Annotated in this window: 19 protein-coding genes and 1 pseudogene; 10 read left to right on the forward strand and 10 right to left on the reverse strand. The window is 67.6% G+C overall.

Annotated elements, in window-relative coordinates:
• Positions 1-61: 61 nt before the first annotated feature.
• Positions 62-718, reverse strand: coding sequence for a hypothetical protein (locus ACQP2T_RS13830; protein ID WP_433516548.1), 657 nt, complete (start codon positions 716-718; stop codon positions 62-64).
• A 25-nt stretch (positions 719-743) separates the two neighbouring features.
• Positions 744-1,385 (reverse strand): hypothetical protein, encoded by a 642-nt coding sequence (locus ACQP2T_RS13835; protein WP_433516549.1) that lies wholly within the window; start codon positions 1,383-1,385, stop codon positions 744-746.
• 184 nt (positions 1,386-1,569) lie between these two features.
• Between ACQP2T_RS13835 and ACQP2T_RS13840 the strand changes: the two genes are divergently transcribed.
• The gene (locus ACQP2T_RS13840) at positions 1,570-2,205 is read left to right on the forward strand and encodes a hypothetical protein (RefSeq protein WP_433516550.1); all 636 of its coding nucleotides are present in this window, start codon (positions 1,570-1,572) and stop codon (positions 2,203-2,205) included.
• A 393-nt stretch (positions 2,206-2,598) separates the two neighbouring features.
• On the opposite strand, the gene ACQP2T_RS13845 is transcribed toward ACQP2T_RS13840, so the two are convergent.
• Positions 2,599-3,075: a transposase gene (locus ACQP2T_RS13845; protein ID WP_433516551.1), complete on the reverse strand. Its 477-nt coding sequence runs from the start codon at positions 3,073-3,075 to the stop codon at positions 2,599-2,601.
• Between the two features lie 345 nt (positions 3,076-3,420).
• Here ACQP2T_RS13845 and ACQP2T_RS13850 point away from each other — a divergent pair, with 345 nt between their 5' ends.
• The 4 genes from ACQP2T_RS13850 (at position 3,421) to ACQP2T_RS13865 (ending at position 5,359) form a co-directional block, all read left to right on the forward strand.
• Positions 3,421-4,407 (forward strand): tyrosine-type recombinase/integrase, encoded by a 987-nt coding sequence (locus ACQP2T_RS13850; protein ID WP_433516552.1) that lies wholly within the window; start codon positions 3,421-3,423, stop codon positions 4,405-4,407.
• A 49-nt stretch (positions 4,408-4,456) separates the two neighbouring features.
• Complete coding sequence (locus tag ACQP2T_RS13855; RefSeq protein ID WP_433519770.1) at positions 4,457-4,705, forward strand: hypothetical protein; 249 nt, start codon at positions 4,457-4,459, stop codon at positions 4,703-4,705.
• Positions 4,600-5,124, forward strand: a complete 525-nt coding sequence (locus ACQP2T_RS13860; protein WP_433520027.1) for a hypothetical protein — start codon at positions 4,600-4,602, stop codon at positions 5,122-5,124. The genes ACQP2T_RS13855 and ACQP2T_RS13860 overlap by 106 nt, the downstream gene beginning before the upstream one ends.
• A 91-nt stretch (positions 5,125-5,215) precedes the next feature.
• On the forward strand, positions 5,216-5,359 hold the full coding sequence (locus ACQP2T_RS13865; RefSeq protein ID WP_433516553.1) for a hypothetical protein: 144 nt from the start codon (positions 5,216-5,218) through the stop codon (positions 5,357-5,359).
• Between the two features lie 262 nt (positions 5,360-5,621).
• Here ACQP2T_RS13865 and ACQP2T_RS13870 read toward each other — a convergent pair whose 3' ends face one another.
• From ACQP2T_RS13870 to ACQP2T_RS13880, 3 genes and pseudogenes are all read right to left on the reverse strand, one after another.
• On the reverse strand, positions 5,622-6,824 hold the full coding sequence (locus ACQP2T_RS13870) for an epoxide hydrolase family protein (protein ID WP_433516554.1): 1,203 nt from the start codon (positions 6,822-6,824) through the stop codon (positions 5,622-5,624).
• Positions 6,825-6,928: 104 nt separating this feature from the next.
• Positions 6,929-7,096, reverse strand: coding sequence for a helix-turn-helix domain-containing protein (locus ACQP2T_RS13875; RefSeq protein WP_433519771.1), 168 nt, complete (start codon positions 7,094-7,096; stop codon positions 6,929-6,931).
• A gap of 72 nt (positions 7,097-7,168) precedes the next feature.
• A pseudogene (locus ACQP2T_RS13880) lies at positions 7,169-7,815 on the reverse strand (recombinase family protein); the annotation flags it as partial.
• A gap of 438 nt (positions 7,816-8,253) precedes the next feature.
• On the opposite strand from ACQP2T_RS13880, the gene ACQP2T_RS13885 reads away from it, so the two are divergent.
• Complete coding sequence (locus tag ACQP2T_RS13885; protein WP_433516555.1) at positions 8,254-9,066, forward strand: AAA family ATPase; 813 nt, start codon at positions 8,254-8,256, stop codon at positions 9,064-9,066.
• A 168-nt stretch (positions 9,067-9,234) separates the two neighbouring features.
• Here ACQP2T_RS13885 and ACQP2T_RS13890 read toward each other — a convergent pair whose 3' ends face one another.
• Complete coding sequence (locus ACQP2T_RS13890; RefSeq protein ID WP_433516556.1) at positions 9,235-9,942, reverse strand: TetR/AcrR family transcriptional regulator; 708 nt, start codon at positions 9,940-9,942, stop codon at positions 9,235-9,237.
• A 159-nt stretch (positions 9,943-10,101) separates the two neighbouring features.
• Between ACQP2T_RS13890 and ACQP2T_RS13895 the strand changes: the two genes are divergently transcribed.
• Both ACQP2T_RS13895 and ACQP2T_RS13900 read left to right on the forward strand, forming a co-directional pair.
• The gene (locus ACQP2T_RS13895) at positions 10,102-10,764 is read left to right on the forward strand and encodes a dihydrofolate reductase family protein (protein WP_433516557.1); all 663 of its coding nucleotides are present in this window, start codon (positions 10,102-10,104) and stop codon (positions 10,762-10,764) included.
• An 896-nt stretch (positions 10,765-11,660) separates the two neighbouring features.
• The gene (locus tag ACQP2T_RS13900; RefSeq protein ID WP_433516558.1) at positions 11,661-12,014 is read left to right on the forward strand and encodes a hypothetical protein; all 354 of its coding nucleotides are present in this window, start codon (positions 11,661-11,663) and stop codon (positions 12,012-12,014) included.
• Between the two features lie 47 nt (positions 12,015-12,061).
• Here the strand turns inward: ACQP2T_RS13900 and ACQP2T_RS13905 are convergent, their stop codons facing one another.
• Positions 12,062-12,685 carry a TetR/AcrR family transcriptional regulator gene (locus ACQP2T_RS13905; RefSeq protein ID WP_433516559.1) on the reverse strand — a complete coding sequence of 208 codons (624 nt, stop codon included), beginning with the start codon at positions 12,683-12,685 and terminating at the stop codon, positions 12,062-12,064.
• A gap of 56 nt (positions 12,686-12,741) precedes the next feature.
• Between ACQP2T_RS13905 and ACQP2T_RS13910 the strand changes: the two genes are divergently transcribed.
• Positions 12,742-13,395 carry an SGNH/GDSL hydrolase family protein gene (locus ACQP2T_RS13910; RefSeq protein ID WP_433516560.1) on the forward strand — a complete coding sequence of 218 codons (654 nt, stop codon included), beginning with the start codon at positions 12,742-12,744 and terminating at the stop codon, positions 13,393-13,395.
• Positions 13,392-14,822 (forward strand): MFS transporter, encoded by a 1,431-nt coding sequence (locus tag ACQP2T_RS13915; RefSeq protein ID WP_433516561.1) that lies wholly within the window; start codon positions 13,392-13,394, stop codon positions 14,820-14,822. Before ACQP2T_RS13910 ends, ACQP2T_RS13915 begins: the two co-directional genes overlap by 4 nt.
• 264 nt (positions 14,823-15,086) lie before the next feature.
• Here ACQP2T_RS13915 and ACQP2T_RS13920 read toward each other — a convergent pair whose 3' ends face one another.
• Both ACQP2T_RS13920 and ACQP2T_RS13925 read right to left on the reverse strand, forming a co-directional pair.
• Positions 15,087-16,037 (reverse strand): alpha/beta hydrolase, encoded by a 951-nt coding sequence (locus ACQP2T_RS13920; protein WP_433516562.1) that lies wholly within the window; start codon positions 16,035-16,037, stop codon positions 15,087-15,089.
• Between the two features lie 165 nt (positions 16,038-16,202).
• Positions 16,203-17,204 carry a quinone oxidoreductase family protein gene (locus tag ACQP2T_RS13925; protein ID WP_433516563.1) on the reverse strand — a complete coding sequence of 334 codons (1,002 nt, stop codon included), beginning with the start codon at positions 17,202-17,204 and terminating at the stop codon, positions 16,203-16,205.
• Positions 17,205-17,225: the final 21 nt, after the last annotated feature.

Consider the following 17,225-nt stretch of genomic DNA (forward strand, 5'->3'; position numbering starts at 1 on the left):
TTTGCCGCCTGCGGCCTCCTCGGCCACATCCGCTACGCCGTCTGAGCGTGAGCCAGCCGGGTCAGATGGGCAGGCAGTCCCGCCGGATGAAGAACCAGCCTTGGTGGCCCTTGCCGTCGTTGTCCCCGTACTTGGTCGCGTGGATCAAGGCGTAGGCACCGTCGCGGGTGACGTACCGCCATTTGACCTGATTGTCACCGCTTGTCGCCGTCCCGTCGACGCCGACGGTGAGTGCTCCCGTAAGCCTGCGGGAGGGTCTGGACACTGCTCTCCACGGTTCGACGTTGCCCCAGCCGTCGATCTTCCCGTTCTGCACCGTGCAGGCGCCATGGGGGTGGAGCTTGATGGGTTGGCCATCGTCGCCCTGCGCGTTGGAGCCGATCATGCCGTTGGTGAACTGTTGCTTGAATTCCTCACCGCTCGGATACTTGCGAGGAGTGCCGCAGGCCGTCGACATGGTGCGCCCACCTGCGGTGGTCGCGTTGTAGAAGATCCAGAAGCATCGGTTCAGGTTGCCGCCTACGCGGGCCCAGGCGTAGGTCTGCTGCCCTCCGTCGACGCGTACGGACCAGCGCTTGTACGCGGTGCCGATCATGAAGCTGCCCGGTGCGCTGCGCAAGAGCGTGTAGTCGCTGTCTACGTGCCTCGGTGCGGGATCGGCCGAGGCGGGGCTGGCGATGGCGAGGATCACGAGCGGTGTCGCGAGCCACATTCGCATGGGATGTCTCCTTGCGGGTCGGAGGTCAGTGGCAGGCGGGAAGGTGCATGGCCTCGACGTAGCCCCAGCGGCCTGCGGCTGGCGCGTACCCGAGGATCCACTCTTCCGGGCCGTGGTGGCCGCAGGTGGCGGTGGTGATGTAGAGCGCGTCGCCGGCGCGTAGGTTGCCGATCACGAAGGACCTCGGCTCGCTGCGGAAGGAGCCGACGGAGCCGAGGTGGATCGGCGTGCCGGTCGGCGACCCGGTGTGCGCCGCGCTGATGGGAACGGCCTTCACCTGGTTGTCGCCCCCGATGGCCTGCAGATCGGGCAGCGGCGCGCCGCTGCCACCCTGGCTGCGCGCGGACGGGTCGGCGAGGCAGGACTTGGCGATGAAGCCCCAGTTGGGGCTTTCCTGCTTGGCGTAGTCGAGGACCATCGCGTACTCGTTGTAGGTGTAGCGCACCCCCACACCCTTGCCGCTGCCCTTGCTCCAGGTCCGATCGGGGACATCCGGCTTGGGGTAGTTCTCGTGGATCGCGCAGTCCTTCTGCAAGGTCGTGTGGTGGGTGTAGTGCGTGTCCGCCGCAGTCGCGGCCACTGCCGGCGTGCCGAGCTGGGAGGCCAGGGCGATGCCCAGGATCAGCGCGCTCTTGAGCGGGAAGCGGGTGGCGATTTTCTGACGCAAGATCTTGCTCCTTTGTCGAGGAGAGTTGTGTCGGAATAAAGTTCCGGATCGCTTGTGCGACCGCTCCGCATTCTTTACGGATCTCCGCCGAATCGGCGAGCGTTTTCCGCGAGAAAAATTCGGAAAGCGTGTGCAAATCGCTGAAAGGCCGCCTAGCCTGGGGGCTCTCGTTAGGGGTCGCTGCTTGACGGAGGGGCTTGAAATGGACAATTTTCACGAAAACGGCATCGCTTCGGCGGTCGTAAACCGGCAGACAGGAGAGGAAGTAAGAAGAGCGCGAGAAGCCGCAAAGATGACTCAAACGGACATCGTGCGCGAGCTTGCGCGGATAAATGTTGAAATGTCCGTTTCCACGTTGTCTCGCAGCGAGGGGGGCTCCCGGGAGTTCAAGGGGGCCGAGCTCCAGGCCATCGGGGAGGTTCTCAAAGCCAGGGGCATGGCACTGGGCCCGACTGAAATGTCGGACGCCAAGCCGCCGCACAAGATCCGTGAATTTCTCCGCCGACGCGCGATCATCATCGGTATTTCCGGGGCGTTGATAGGCCTTTTAGGGCTCCTGGGAATGATCGTGGCATTGAATGTTGCCACATCGGCCCGCCAATCAGATGTGCAGTCGGCCGCGACCGGATGCGATCATTATCGCGTCGCTTCACGCGATCTGTGGTTACGCAACCAATACGACGAAGCGGTCGAGCAGTTGCCCCACGACGCCGACGTCACATACTCCAGAAAGCAGAACGCTGCTGGCCACTGGGAGATTGTCACGGCCGACGGAAGGCACGGCTGGGTGGACTCTTCCTACTTGAAACCCCAGTGCTGATATGCAAGAAAAGGGACCCCTACGGGGGGTGCGCCCTGAGCCTCGCCTGGGCCCGCAGGACGACGATCCCATGCTCAGATACGCAATCGACGGCGAACTCGTCACGCGCCTGAACCTCATCGACGAATCGCATTTTGGAGAGCGCCATGGCCGGGTTCCGCGGCCTGAGCCTGGAGATGACGCGCGGTGCGACGCCGCGGGACCGCCCCGCCACGGGGCGGTCCCGCGGCGTCGCGAGCCGGGGTGAACGATTATTCGGTCCACTCCTGAATCTGCATCTCGTGACTGGCCTGCGCGGGAGTGTATCCGGCGTTTCCCGCCCACTCGACCGTGTACGTGTAGCGCCCTGTCTCGGCCGGGGTGTCAGTGAGTGTTTGAGATCAATGATCTTGGCTAGTCGCAGACGATTCTGGCCTGTCGCCGAGCAGGGCCACTCCGGGTGAGGCGGCGCGCCATACCGGCGATGGCAGCCCAGCGGATGATCGCTTCGGAGACGGCGGGGTCGCGTTCGTAGTCACGAGCCAATCGCCGGCAGGCGGTCAGCCAGGCCAGCGTCCTCTCCACCACCCAACGGCGGGAGATGACGCTGAAGCCGAGCTGGTCAGCGGGCTTGCGCACGATCTCCAGAGTGGTGCGCAGCGTGCCGCGCGCCCAGTCCACCAGCCGCCCCGCGAAGCCCTGGTCGGCGAAGACGTGCCGGATCGGGGTGGTCAGGTAGGCCGACAGCAGCGCAGTTTTGGCACCGTCGCGGTCCTGCCAGTTCGCCGCCATCACTGCCACCGTGATCAGCAGGCCCGTGGTGTCGGTGATGATGAACCGCTTGCGGCCGTTGACCTTCTTGGCCTTATGCCGGTCCCGGCATAAGGCCAATTATCTGGGGTTGGATGTTATGCCGGGCTGGATGGATCAGTGCTGGCTGATGATGGTGCGGCTGGTGAATTGACGTCATAACACCGGAGCTTCACCGTCTCCTTCATCCGGACCGCTCAGGGGCACGCGTATGTGCTGGCGCATCTGAGCCGCTGGCTGGAGCAGGAGGGCGTGGCTCCCGCTGAGCTGGGTGCCGAGCGGATCGCCGCGTTTGTCGCGGCGCGGCGAGCTGGCGGCTGTCGACGGTGGCGGACGGTTGGCTCGCTGCGGCCGATGCTGGGCTAGCTGCGCGGGCTTGGGCTGGTCCCGGCCGAAGAGCCGCGCGCCCTGGGTCCGGTCGATGCGGTGCTGGAGAGGTATCGCCGCTGGCTGAAGCGTGAGCGTCGGCTCGGCGAGCAGACGGCGGACTTGCGTCTGCACTGGGCCGCCAAGTTCTTGATCGCCCAGGTCGAAGGCGGACGGCTGGAACTGAACCGGATCGCTCCGCAAGCGGTGACGGCGTTCGTGCTGGAGATGTCGCGGCACTACGCGACCAGCTCGATGAAGCCGTTGACCTCGGGTCTGCGGTCGCTGCTGCGGTTCTTGTTCGCGGCAGGCGACATCGACCGTGACCTGTCGCCGGTGGTGCCGTCGGTTGCCGGCTGGCAGCTGAGCGGGATTCCGGTCGGCGCGGATGACGAGGCAGTCACCACGCTGCTTGCCTCGTGCGACCGGTCCACGGCGATCGGGCGGCGGGACTTCGCGGTCCTGCTGCTGATGGCCCGGCTGGGGCTGCGGGCGGTGGAGGTCGCGCGGCTGCGCCTGGAAGACATCGACTGGCGCGGCGGCGGCGAACTGACGGTTCGGGGCAAAGGCGGCCGCATCGACCGGATGCCGCTTCCGTCCGACGTCGGCGGCGCCCTGGCCGACTGGCTGCGCAACGGCCCTGGCCGATGGCGGTCGGCGATGACGACGCTGCGTGAGGCCGTTGACCGCTACCTGGCGATTCGCCGGAGCCTGGGCTACAAACTCAAGGTCGAGGGCCGGATGCTCGGTCAGTTCGCCGCCTTCTGTGACACCCGCGGGCTGGACCACGTCACCGTTGCCGCGGCAGTGGAGTGGGCCACCACCCCGGCGGGGGCGGATACGTCCTGGTGGGCGGCGCGGTTGACCGTCATTCGCGAGTTCGCCCGGTTCCAGGCCGCCTTCGACGCCCATACCGAGGTCCCGCCGACAGCCCTGCTCCCACGCACAGGGGACCGCTGCGAGCCCCATCTGTATTCACCGGCGGAGATCACCGCGATGCTGCAAGCGGCCCGGAGGTTCAAAAACCCGCTGCGCCGCCACCATTGAGGCGTTCATCGGTCTGATGGCCGCCACCGGCATCCGAACCGGCGAGGCGATGGGCCTGGACCGCGGTGATGTGGATCTGGGCAGCCTCATCCTGCTGATCCGGGGCACCAAGTTCGGCAAATGCCGCCTGGTCCCGCTGCACTCCAGCACCGCCGAGCACCTCGCCGCCTACCAGGCGCGGCGCGACGAACTGTGTCCGCATCCATCCACCTCGCCGCCTACCAGGCGCGGCGCGACGAACTGTGTCCGCATCCATCCACCGCGGCGTTCTTCGTCTCCTGCGCCGGCACCCGCCTGAACCACACCAGCGCGAGCACGGCCTTCGCCCGTGTGCTGAAGACCGCGGCGATCACCGCCCCTGCCGGGACGGGCAAGCCGCGGCTCTACGACCTCAGGCACACCTTCGCGGTGACCACCATGGCGAACGGGTACGCCACCGGAGCAGACGTCGCGCACCTGCTGCCGGCTCTGTCGACCTACCTCGGACACATCAGTCCCACGACCACGTGGTTTCCTGGACCATCTCGAGACCGACCGGAACAACAGCATCGCCACCAGCAACGCCTCGGCCACGCCGGCACCAAAGCGACCGACATCTACCTGCACGCCGACCTGGCCACCAAGGAGAAGGCCTTGGCCCGAACCGCGCCTCCCAGTGTCGGCACCCGGCGCTACCGCCCCGGCGACAGCCTCCTCGCCTCCCTGGAGAACCTGTAGTTATCACCGGCAACCACGCTGTCAGACCATCGCTGGCCAGCCCTGATCCACCCGGCCCGGCATAACATCCAACCCCAGATAGTTGGGCTGGGTGGCGATCGCTGAATCGTTGCCGTACGTGCTGCTCGGCATGTTCGGCCGGACGCCCATCTCCCGCGCTGCCGCGTTCTCCGTCCTGGCCGTGCTGGATGGTGGTCGTGCTGTACTGATCGCTGTCCTGCCGCCCAGGTGGTGAACGGCCGAACTCCTTGCTCAGCTGTCGCCCTACCTCACCGAGCACATCAACCGGTTCGGCATCTACCCACCGACGACCTGGCCATCAAACCCGCTGCCTTCGACGCCGCCCTGGCCGAGATCGATTCCGAGACCCTCGACAAGGCCGTGTGAACCCCATCACCAGAAACTGACCCGGTCAGTGGCCCTGCACTCCTGCAAGTCCCATCGGAGTGGTGCGCTCGGGAACCTGCCCATCTTCTGGAAGCCACCACCAGCGCCAATCACTTGGGTGCGGTCTCGCGGAGGTTCCGGAAGAACGTCCTGACGTCGCTGACAAGAAGCTCCGGTTGCTCCATCGCTGCGAAATGCCCGCCTCGCTCGTACTCCGTCCACTGCACGATGGTGTTCGTGCGGTCCGCGATATGCCGCAGCGGGATGAAATTGTCCTGCGGGAAGACGGCCAGCGCGGTCGGCGCCGTCGATGGCTCAGGGGGCGTGCCCCAGTAGTCGGCGTGCGCCCGTTCATAGTAGATGCGGGCCGAGGAGCCAGCTGTGCCCGTCAGCCAGTAGAGCATCACGTTCGTCAGCATCCGGTCGCGGTCGACGGCGTCCTCCGGACTGTCCTTGGAGTCCGTCCACTCCTTGAACTTTTCCGCGATCCAGGCCAGCTGGCCCACCGGCGAGTCGGTCAGGCCGTACGCCAAGGTCTGCGGCCGGGTGGCCTGGAGGTCGGCATAGCCCTGACGCTCGCGGCTCCACGCTTTGATGCGTTCCCAGGAGGCCAGCGTGCGCTCGCGCTCGTTCGGGGTTAGCGCCGTCAACTCGTCCGCGTCGGGTTCTTGGGCCTGGAAAGAATCCGGCAGCAGGTTCAGATGGACACCGATGACCCGATCGGGTCGGGTACGGCCGAGCTCGCGGGAGATGGCGGCTCCCCAGTCGCCGCCCTGTACTCCGTATTGTGCGTATCCGAGACGCGCCATTAGCTCGGCGAACGCCGCGGCCACTCGCTTGAATTCCCATCCCGGTTGCGTCGTAGGTCCGGACAGACCGAACCCGGGGATGCTCGGGAGCACCAGGTGGAACGCGTCAGCCGGGTCGCCGCCATGCGCGCGTGGGTCAGTGAGCGGGCCGACCACATCGGTGAACTCGACGATCGAGCCGGGCCAGCCGTGCGTCATGAGCAGGGGGGTCGCATCCGGCTCGGGCGAGCGGAGATGGACGAAGTGGATGTTCGCGCCGTCGATCATGGTGGTGTACTGCGGCCATTGATTCAACTCGGCCTCCGCGGCCCGCCAGTCGTACACGTGCCGCCAGTAGTGCGCCAGCTCCTTGAGGTAGTCGCGTGGGACACCATATGACCAGCCCACACCTGGCAACTCGTCGGGCCAGCGGGTGCGGTCGAGACGTTCGTGGAGATCGTCCAGCTCGCTCTGGGGTACGTCGATACGAAACGGGTGGATGCTCTCGTCAGCCCATGACGTCATGTCGGGCATGCTACGCCTGGGCTCTCGCAGGCAGCTCACTGAGGACGCGACCGGAGATGTCCGGGGGCACCTTGCCGGAGACCGGGAGAAACTGTGGGAACGGGTCAGGCCGGGTTAGCGGCGATGGCGGCATAGGCGGTGGAGCGTGAAATCTTCAGGGTGCGGGCAGCTTCGGTGACCGAGACGCCGTCGTCTATAAGGCGGCGGAGGGTCGCGAGCTCGGCCGGGCCGATGACGCGGGGCCGACCTGTCTTCTTCTTGCCGGGCAGCATGTGTCCTTCGGCTTCGCGGCGTGCGGCGGCGGCGATTCCGTCGGCCTGGCGCTCGGCGCGAAGCTCGAGTTCGTACTCGGCCGCGGCGGCCAGGACAGTGAACATGAACCGACCTTCCTTAGTGTCCAGGTCGAAGCTCTCTGTCAGGGAGACGACCTTTATACCCCGTTCGCGTAGGTCGTTGACGGTGGTCAGGACGTGTGCGGCCTGTCGGACTTCCAGAACTTCACGGTGTCGCCTCGGCCCGCGATCGCCAGGAGTTGGCGCCATTCGGGCCGGTCGACGCCATGCTTGCCCGAGAGCTTCTCGGTGAACATCAGGTCGTAGCCGGAGGCCCCGATCGCGTCGATCTGCGGCTGAGGGTTCTGGTCACGGGAGGAGACCCGCACGTAGGCGAAGACCCGCCCGGCGCCAGCGGCTGGCTGTGGCTCGGCGAACTCCACATCGGGGTAGAGCTCGCGGTGACGGGAGGCGTTGGCAAGCACGTTCGCCTGGCCGGCATTGTTGATGAAGGCGTAGGTACCGCGGGGCTTCCTGTCGTCGGGGACGCGTCGGTCGACCAGCGGACCCTCGGATGTCGGGCGCCGGTGGATGTCGAGGCGGATGAACTCGCGGGCAGCTTGGCTGCGGACAGCGAAGCATCCCTCTTCGGCCGCGAGGTATGCCTGGACGAGTCGACGCCAGTAGTCCCTTCGGCGGTCTCTTCGCCATCCCCGCACCTCCGTGGCGTTCAGAAACGTCTACCTGCCCGGACGATATCGGCCAGGTGCGGCGAAGTGGCGATGGATCAGGGGCGAACGCGGGGGAACAATTCGGTGGATGGCGGGCGTGTCGCCCAATGGAGGTTGTTGCTGGGAGGCGGTTGTGAGCGCTGCAGGCGGCAGGCGATCGCGGCTGCGGCGGGTGTGGTAGTCGGCGCGGTGGTGAATGTGGCTACGGGGATGCTGACCCAGCAGTGGGGTGTTGCGTGGCCTGGCGGCGACGGTGGCGTTCGTACTGGCGGGTGGTGGTCTGCTGGCGTGGCTGACGATGCGCGGGACGGAGGATTGCGGACCGGCCGGTTCGGTGCGGGTAGCTGCGTCGGGGGATGGCGCGGTTGCGGGCGGTGATGTTCGTAGCTCCCGCACCGATGTCACCGGGGACGACCCGGCGACATCGTGACCCGCCGCCGTTACCCGCCTCCCAAAGAGGCGGACGGGCAGGGCCTCGGGCGGGTGGAGGCGGCTGGTACCGGGGCGATGGCCGCTGGGGGCGACATCATCGGCTCATCCACGCATGTGGGCGATGGGGATTTGGCGGTGCGGCTGCCAAGGCCGGAGGATGTGGAGCCGCCGCAGGGTGTGCCGCCTGCGCCGCCGTTGCGCACGGCGCTGTTCGTCGGCCGTGCAGCGGAGCTGGCGGAGTTGGATGCCGCGTTGGCCTGCACCGGTGGGGCCGTGGTTCAGGCGGTGCACGGGCTGGGTGGGGTGGGCAAGAGCACGCTGGCCGCGCATTGGGCGCACCAGCATGCCCGTGACCATGTCTTGACGTGGTGGATCAACGCTGATTCGGCGGCCAATCTCACCGTGGGTCTTGCTGATCTGGCCGCGATGCTGGTGCCGGAGATGGCTCGCGCTGTCCCGACGGCGGCATTGGAGGAGCGGGCGGCGTGGGCGCGGCGGTGGCTGGCCGCCCATACCGGCTGGCTGGTGGTACTCGACAACGTCACCTATCCCGCCGATGTGGCCGAACTGGTGATAGGTGCCCCTGGCGGCCGGTTCCTGATCACCAGCCGACTGCGTGAGGGATGGCACGACATTGCCCCCACGATGATCGAGCTGGGCATTTCAGCCTGTCGGAGGCACGGGAACTGCTGCGCGGTATCGTCACCGTTGGCCGTCCCGCCGTCGACTTGGCCGGCGATGCCGACCTGTGCGCCGAGCTCGTTGATCGCCCACATACCCGACGACCACCGCCTATGCCTCTCATGAGGCCAAACGGCCAGTGGCGGAAACTGCTCACGACGCGATCTCTACCGCGCCACGTAGCGCCAAACCCGATCCGATCCTTTCCGGAAGCCTGTGCGCGTCGCGGGATGCCACGGCTGTGGCGTGCGGTCAGACGACGATGAGGACGCAGCAGTGGGCGTGCCGGCGCGGTCATGTCCGCTGCGCAATGAGGGCGGCCAGGCCGTCGAGGATGCGGTCGAGGCCGAAGCGCCGGGCGTTGTCCGTCAAGGCGTCAGCGCCACCGGAGACGGCTTCGGCGAGTGCGGGGAACTCATCACGCCTGCTGTGCAGCAGCTCGGTCAGGGTGGGGGCGAAGCGTCCGCCTGAGGCCCAGGGCTGAGTTCCCGCTGTGGCGATGGACTGGGTGTTGCGGATGTGAGCGAACAAGATGAAGGCGGTCGCCAGTCGTTCGTCGCCGCCCAGGCCGGTGCCGGACAGTGCCTGGACCGCCCGGTCGGTCCAGGCCACTTCGTTGGGTCCCATCGGCCGTTCGCCGACAGTGGCTCCGAGTAGCCAGGGATGGCGAGACCACGTCTCCGCCAGGCACTGGAGGAGGTGCTCGGTGCGCGGACGCCAGCCGCCGGGGACCGCCGAGACGGCGGGCGGCTCGCCCACCGCTATGTCGATCATGATCGCGAGCAGCTCCGCCTTGTTGCTGACATGGCGATACAGCGCCATTTTCGTGAAGCCGAGGTCGGCGGCGATGCGTTGCATGGAGACGGCGTCCAGGCCCTCGGCGTCGGCGATGCCGATCGCGGTTCGCGCGATCTTGTCGTGGGAAAGCGGGGGGCGCCTGTCCTGGCTGCTGGTCTTCGACCACAGAAGCCGGGAGGCATCCGGCAATGGGGAGCTCGACATGTCGGGTCCTGCTCTCGCTCGGGCGGGGTTGCGTTCTCTCAATGTCTGTGTCTAACTTATACCCATGTTTCCGCCGGATACATCAGATACCGCCGGATACATTCGCTACCGCAGGATACCAGGCACGGTCGCCGGGGCCGTTCACGAAGGAGCACTGACATGCCCAAGCTGCGCGTACACAACTTCACGCTCTCCCTGGACGGCTACTCCGCCGGTCCGAACCAGCGCCTGGACGCCCCGTTCGGCGACGGCGTGGACGGCATGCACGACTGGATGTTCGCCACCCGTGCCGTACGAGCGGCGCAAGGCCTCGACGGCGGTGTGGAGGGCCTGGACAACGACCGGATCCAGCTGGCCGAGCAAGGCATCGGCGCCACCATCATGGGCCGCAACATGTTCGGCCCGATCCGAGGCGAGTGGCCAGACCACTCATGGACAGGATGGTGGGGCCCCAACCCGCCGTACCACAACGACGTCTTCGTGATGACCCACCACCCCAGGCCCGCCTTCAATCTGGAAGGCGGCAACACCTTCCACTTCGTCGACCAAGGCCCCGAAGCCGCGCTGAAGCTCGCCCTCAACGCGGCCGACGGCAAGGACGTCCTGCTGGCCGGAGGGGCAACCACCATCCGGCAATTCCTGCAGGCCAGGCTGATCGACGAGATGTACCTCGTCATCGCCCCGATCTTCATCGGCGGCGGGGAGCGCCTCTTCGACAACCTGAACGGCGGCCTCGACGGCTACCACTGCATCGAACAGGTCAGCACCAGCGCCGCCACACACCTGCACATCACGCGCCGCAACCCCGACCCCGCACTTTGACGCCAGGGTGCGTCTCCTGTGGAGGCGCACCTGGCCTGAGGGATCAATGTTCAAGGCGCTCGGGACTGTTAGAGAGCAACGCGGCCCGATTAGATGAATGATTCCAAGGGGCGTGGGATCAGTGAACTGCGTGATGAGCCACCGAACCGTGTCTGAGCTGGACTTTCGTCGGCCTTGATGGCCTCGGCGATTATCCACCCTCTGCGTTTATGGTCACGTCGGGGAATCGCGCCGGGTAAGGGGAGCGTCCGTTCAGGACGATTCAGGTCTATCCGCTCCGGCCGCCGGCCAGGATGGCCTCCAGCGCATCGGCTGCCTCGCACGGGCTGGCGAAGACGTGTCCCGCCTCGGCGAGCAACTCGCGGAAGGGGGCGACCGGCGGGGTGTCGACGCACCCGCGAGGAGGATGTGCCGCACGCCCGGCAGGCCGCGGGCCCGCCACCGGTATGCGCCGTGATCAGCACCTCATCTGCCCGGCACCGGGCGTGCGGAGTCACCATTGAAGCTCTCTACCAACCCAACGAACCCGTCGGAATCAACCGTTGAGGTCTCCATCAAAGTCGGGGCGGTTCACCTGACACCTCCAGCCGGGAGAAGGAGATCTTTGACCACTGGAGCTGTCTACGCCCTGATCGACCCGCGCGACGAGCAGCGCCGGCTCAGCCGTACTTGAGCCGCTGACCGACCAGCTCGGCTGCTGCGGCGGCCGAGCCGCGCGGATGTGGACCGGGAGGGCCGCGCGCGCCGACGCCGGCTGTGACCGCCACGACAAGAGCGAGGCCGACACCCGCGCCCGCGTTCAGCTATGGCCTGCCGTGCAGCCGCGGCGGGGGCGACCCGGGTAACGCCGGACCCGTGCCCGGCGATCCCATTTGAGCGACGCGAAGGACAGACTGTTGGCACACGACGACATCTCCCGCACGATCGCCGGTTTCTGCCGCGAACTGAGCGACGGCACGCTCGAAGCGCTGGCCGCGGAAGAAGGCATGGGAGAGGCCTTCCGCCGCACCCGCGCCTCGCTCGCGACGGGCCGCGCCGAAGAGGGCGTCAACGCCGATCTGCGCGCACTCGATGAGCCGGCGCGAGCCCGGTTCGGTCAGGGCTTCATCCCCAGGAGCAGCCGCACGGTGGATCCCCTGCCCGGCGCCAGGAACGCCTCCGGGGGGATGGCATTGGAGCTGCCCGCTGGAGCTGTGCAGGCTGGTGGTTCGGGTGGAGCTGATCCTCGGGTGTCTGCGCCGACTGCTTAAGAGAAACCTTGCGTAATTCTTGAGGGTCGTCTACGGGCGTGATCCCTCTACTGAGGGGTGAGGAAGGTTTCGAGCATGCGGCGGACCTTGGGGACGGCCGTGTTGTCACCGATGCGCAGGGCCGTGTTGGTGGCCATGAGCACCGCGTCGAGTTGAAAGGCCGTCAGGTCGGGGTCCAGGGGGGCACTCTCGCCGGTTTCGGCGGCGTGGCGGAATTCGGTGGTGAGGAGGGTCACCCAGTCGCGGTGGTGGCCGAACAGGGCGTCGCGGACCGGGCCGGGGCGGCTGTCGAAGTCGGGCAGGTTCGCCGCCCAGAAGCAGCCGCCGGTGAACAGCGGGGTCTCGGCGTAGGAGATCCAGTGGTCGGTCAGGGCGCGCAGCCGAGCAGCGCCGTGGGGGGCCGCTGTCGAGGCGGGGTGTACGACCGCGTCGAGGAACGCTTCGCGGGCCGAGGCTACGGCGGCGAGTTGGAGTTTCTCCTTCGTTCCGAAAAGGGTCGCGACGCCGCTCTTGCTGAGGCCCAGGTCGGTGGCCAGTTTGCCGATGCTGAGGCCGTTCAGGCCGTCGAGTGAGGCGACGTCCACCGCGTGGCGGGCGATGGCCTGCCTGGTGCGGGCACCACGCAGGAGGCGCTGGTCGGTGGTGGCCGGTCCCAGGGTGGTGTCGCTCATGGGGACCATTTTGCCATGGGTTGCGATAAGTGTACGAACGATCGTACGGTTACTTTATGAGAGTTGAAGAGAACGATCCCTTCTGCCTGCCGGTCGGGCAGGCCGTGGAGCTGCTTCGTGGGGCGCCGTGGCGGCGGTTCGCCGTGGTCGGGGACAGTTTGTCGGCGGGAACCGGGGATCCGAGTCCTGGGTACGCGGACGCCGGGTGGGCCGATCGGGTCGCGGAGGTGCTTCGGCGGGTTCAGCCCGAGCTGGCGTACCTGAACCTCGCGCAGGTCGGGGCGACGACCGCCGACACGCTGGCCGGGCAGGTGGAGCGGATGGTGGCGTTCGGGCCGGATCTGGTGCACGTGCCGTGCGGGGCCAACGATCTGTTCCGCGCGGAGCCGGACTTCGCGGCGATCGAGCGGGGGCTGCGGCGGTTGTTCGAGGCGGCGGTCGGTACGGGGGCTCGGGTGACGGTGTTCACGCTGGGCAAGGCATTCGTGGTACCGAAATTTCGGGATTGGGGGGATCGGGTTCGCGCGGTCAACGCGATCACTCGTCGGCTGGCCGTTGAGCACGGCGTGGTGCTGGTGGACATGTGGGATCACCCCGTCAACGAGCGCCCGGATCTGCTGAGTGCGGATCGCATTCACTTCTCGACCTCGGGACAGGCCGTTATGGCCGCCGAAGTCGTCAAACGGCTCGCGGGGGCGATGAACTCATGAATGGCGACGCACACAAAATGCGGCTGCCGTGGGGAGTCGTTTCGGTGGTGCTGGTGGGAGCGTTCATGGCGACGCTCGACGCGTTTATCGTCATCGTCGCCGGGCCTGCCATTCAGGCCGACCTGGGTGCGTCCGACGGTGAACTGCAGTGGATCCTGGCCGGTTATCAGCTCACTTACGCGGTGTTCCTGATCACGGGAGGCAGGATCGGCGATCTGCGGGGGCGGAAGCGGGGTTTCATCACGGGCATGGCGGCGTTCACGCTGGCGTCGGTCGCGTGCGCGGTGGCGTGGTCGGCGGGCGTGCTCATCGTGGCGCGACTCGTTCAGGGATTGGGGGCGGCGTTGATGTTGCCCCAGGTGTACGCCGTCATCGCGGTGTTGGTGCCGGAGAAACAGCGGCACCGGGTTTTCGGGGTGCTGGGAGTGGTGGTCGGGCTCGCGACGATCGGCGGTCAGCTCATCGGCGGGCTGTTGATCGGGGCCGATCTGTTCGGGTCGGGGTGGCGGCCGGTGTTCTGGATCAACGTTCCGGTGGGGGTGGCGGCGATCGCGTTCGCGGCCAGGCGGCTGCCGGAGTCCAGAGCGGCGCTGGCTCGCAGGCTGGACGTGCGGGGTGTTGTGGTGCTCAGCGTCGCGCTGTTCCTGCTCGCCTTTCCGCTGATTCAGGCGCAGCACGAGGGGTGGCCTTGGTGGGCTTGGGCCGGAATCGGTGGGAGCGCTGTGATGCTCTTTGTGTTTGTGCTCCTTGAGCGGAGAGCCGGTGATCCGCTGGTGAGGATGTCGCTTTTTCGGGCGCGGTCGTTCTCCGTCGGGATTGTGCTGGTGCTCGTGATTTACATGGTGATCACGTCGTACTATCTCGTGCTCTCAATATCGCTTCAGGACGGGCTGGGGATGTCGGCTCTCGGAGCGGGATTGGTGTACACGCCGGCGGCGGTGACGTTCTTCGTGTTCAGCATGATCGCCAGCAGGCTCATCCCCGCGTACGGGCGGCGGGTTCTGGAGATCGGGGCCATAGTGCTCGCCGTCGGGTACGCGTCCACGGCGATCGTGCTGGGTAACGGGCTGCCTTTTGAGCCGTGGATTGTCATTCCGACGCTGATGGTGCAGAGCGCGGGCGGGGGGTTGGTCATCACGCCGTCGCTCAACGCGGTTCTGACGCGGATAGATCCGGAGGACGCCGGGATCGCGTCGGGGGTGTTGTCGACCGCGCAGCAGATCGGCGCGGCGCTCGGGGTCGCGGTTATCGGGGTGGTGTTCTTCCGGTCGTTCGACACCTCGGTGAGGGATTCGGCCGCGGCGGCCGGGCATGCGTTGGCGATGTCGTCGATATTCACGTTCGTCACGGCGACTGTGGCGGCCGTTCTAGTGCGTATGTTGCCGGACGGGCGGCGCGTTCGTACCCGAGCGATCGCCACGCGTTAGGCGGTGTCGGTCTGCCGCGTCTGAAGCGTCTTGAGCGGTGTCGGTCTGCTGGACGAGTGCATCGCCCAGCGGGGTGCGCTGGTAGAGCACCTGCTGGCCCCGGCGGTGGGAGGCCAGCAGGCCGGCGTCGCGCAGTACGGACAGGTGGGACGAGACGGACGATGGCAAGACGCTCGGCATCAGCAAAGAACGCAGACACGGTCAAGATCCACGTTCATCGAACTCATACGCCGCACTCGGCACGTGGCGGGTGCGGTGAGAGCGTCAGGTCGTGCCGAGGGCCTTGCGCAGGACATGGATGGCCTGTTCGACGGCGCCGGTGGTGGCGGCGGTCTGCCGGAGCGGGTTGAGCATCATGAAGTCGTGCAGGATGCCGTTGTAACGCAGGCTCGTCGTGCGCACCCCGGCCGCCAGGAGCTTGCGCGCGTACGCCTCGCCCTCGTCCCGCAGCACGTCGTTCTCGTCCACGATCACGAACGCCTCGGGCAACCCGTTGAGGTCCTCCAGGCTCGCCCGCAGTGGTGAGGCGGTGATCTCCGCGCGACGGTCGTGGTCCGGCAGGTACGCGTCCCAGAACCAGGCCATGGCCTTGGCGGTCAGGAAGGGCCCGTTGGCGAACTCCCGGTAGCTGCCGGTGTCCTGGGCGGCGTCCGTGACCGGGTAGTAGAGCGACTGGTGGACGAACCTCACGTCGCCGCGCTGCTTGGCCAGGATGGCCAGGGCGGCCGTCATGTTGCCGCCGACGGAGTCGCCCGCGACCGCGAGGCGTGCGGCGTCGAGCCCTTCGGCGGCACCGTCCCGGGTGATCCAGCGGGCCGTGGCGTACGCCTGCTCGATCGCCACCGGGTAGCGCGCCTCCGGCGAGCGGTCATACTCGACGAAGACCACGGCGGCCTTCGCCCCGACGGCCAGCTCGCGGACGAGCCGGTCGTGCGTGCCGGCGTTGCCGAGGATCCAGCCGCCGCCGTGGACGTACAGGACGACGGGCAGCGTGCCGGTGGCGCCCGGGGGCTTGATGATGCGGACCCGTACGTCCCCGACCTCGGCCGGCACGGTGATCCACTTCTCCTCGACGTCGAGCTTGTCGATCGGGGCGGCCTGGATGTCGTCCAGGACCTTCCGGGCGCCCTCGGGGCCCAGTTCGTACAGGAACGGGGGCTTCGAGGTCGCGTCCGCGATCTCCTGCGCCGCCGGCTCCAGAATGTGCTCAGTCATGAGACGTCCCCCTGGTCGTCATGGATGCTCGAGCCCCCCGGGCTCACGTACCCGCAATCCGGGGGGCGAACGCACGGTCGTCCAGACCCTCGCCGAGCAGGGGAGGGGAGGTGGGCAAACGCCGTACCGTCGTGCGGTGCGGTGTAGGTGAAGGTCGGGCATGGCTCAGACCTCCCCGGTGACCAGCACGGTGCGGACGCCGGCCACCTCGGGCGCGCGCCACGCGGACTCCACGTCGGCCAGCGGGACCGCCCGGGCGGTGACCGCGATCCCGCCGTGGTCGATCTCGTCCACCAGGGACGGCAGCTCCTCCAGGTACGCCCGGGTGGACACGGCACCCTGGCCGTTGCCCTGCAGCCGGAAGTTCGCCGAGCGCAGTGCCACGGATGGCAGCTCGATGGTGGGACCGGCCATCGAGCCGATCTGGATCCAGTTCAGCTCGCGGCTGCGGTCCGCGCGGCCCATCAGCAGCGCCATGATCGCGGAGGCGGCCGGCCTGCCCCACAGGTAGTCGATCACCAGGTCCACCTCGGCGGCCGCCTCGGCCAACGCGGCGTCGGCCTCGGTGGTGCCGGGCCCGGCGGTGTCTGTTTCGGCGGTGTCGGTGAGGGCGACCGTGGCGTCCGCGCCGATCCCCGGCAGCAGGGCCAGGCGGTCCTTGTCGCGTCCGGCGCCGACCACCCGCCCGGCGCCGAGCCGCTTGGCGACCTGGATCGCCATCTGACCGGCGTTGCCGGTGGCGCCCAGGACCAGCACCGACTGGCCGGGCCGGATCGGCACCCGCCGGCGAAGCGCGACCCAGGACGACATGGCCGGGTTCATCGCGGCGGCCAGCTTGACCACGTCCGCGTCGGCCGGCAGCGGGACGCACCGGCGCGCGTCGACCACGGTGCGGGTGGCCATCGGCCCGGTCAGCTCGTCGTCGGCCACGAAGTAGACCAGACGGCCGTCCGGGAGGCGGCCGACGCCGTCCACGCCGGGGACCATCGGCAGCTTGCCGGTGCTGGTGTAGTGCCGGCCGGAGGCTCCGGTGCGCACCCGGGGGTGCAGCCCGACCGCGAGCACGTCGAGGACCACCTCGTCCTCGTCGGCGGGCGCGGGCAGATCGAACAACTCGTAGCGGGGCGGGTGGTCGAACGAGCGGACCACGGCGGCGGTGATTTCCATCGGCCCTTCCTTAGGTACGAA

The organism is Nonomuraea sp. CA-143628, from assembly GCF_050942315.1.
Classification (GTDB): Bacteria; Actinomycetota; Actinomycetes; order Streptosporangiales; family Streptosporangiaceae; genus Nonomuraea.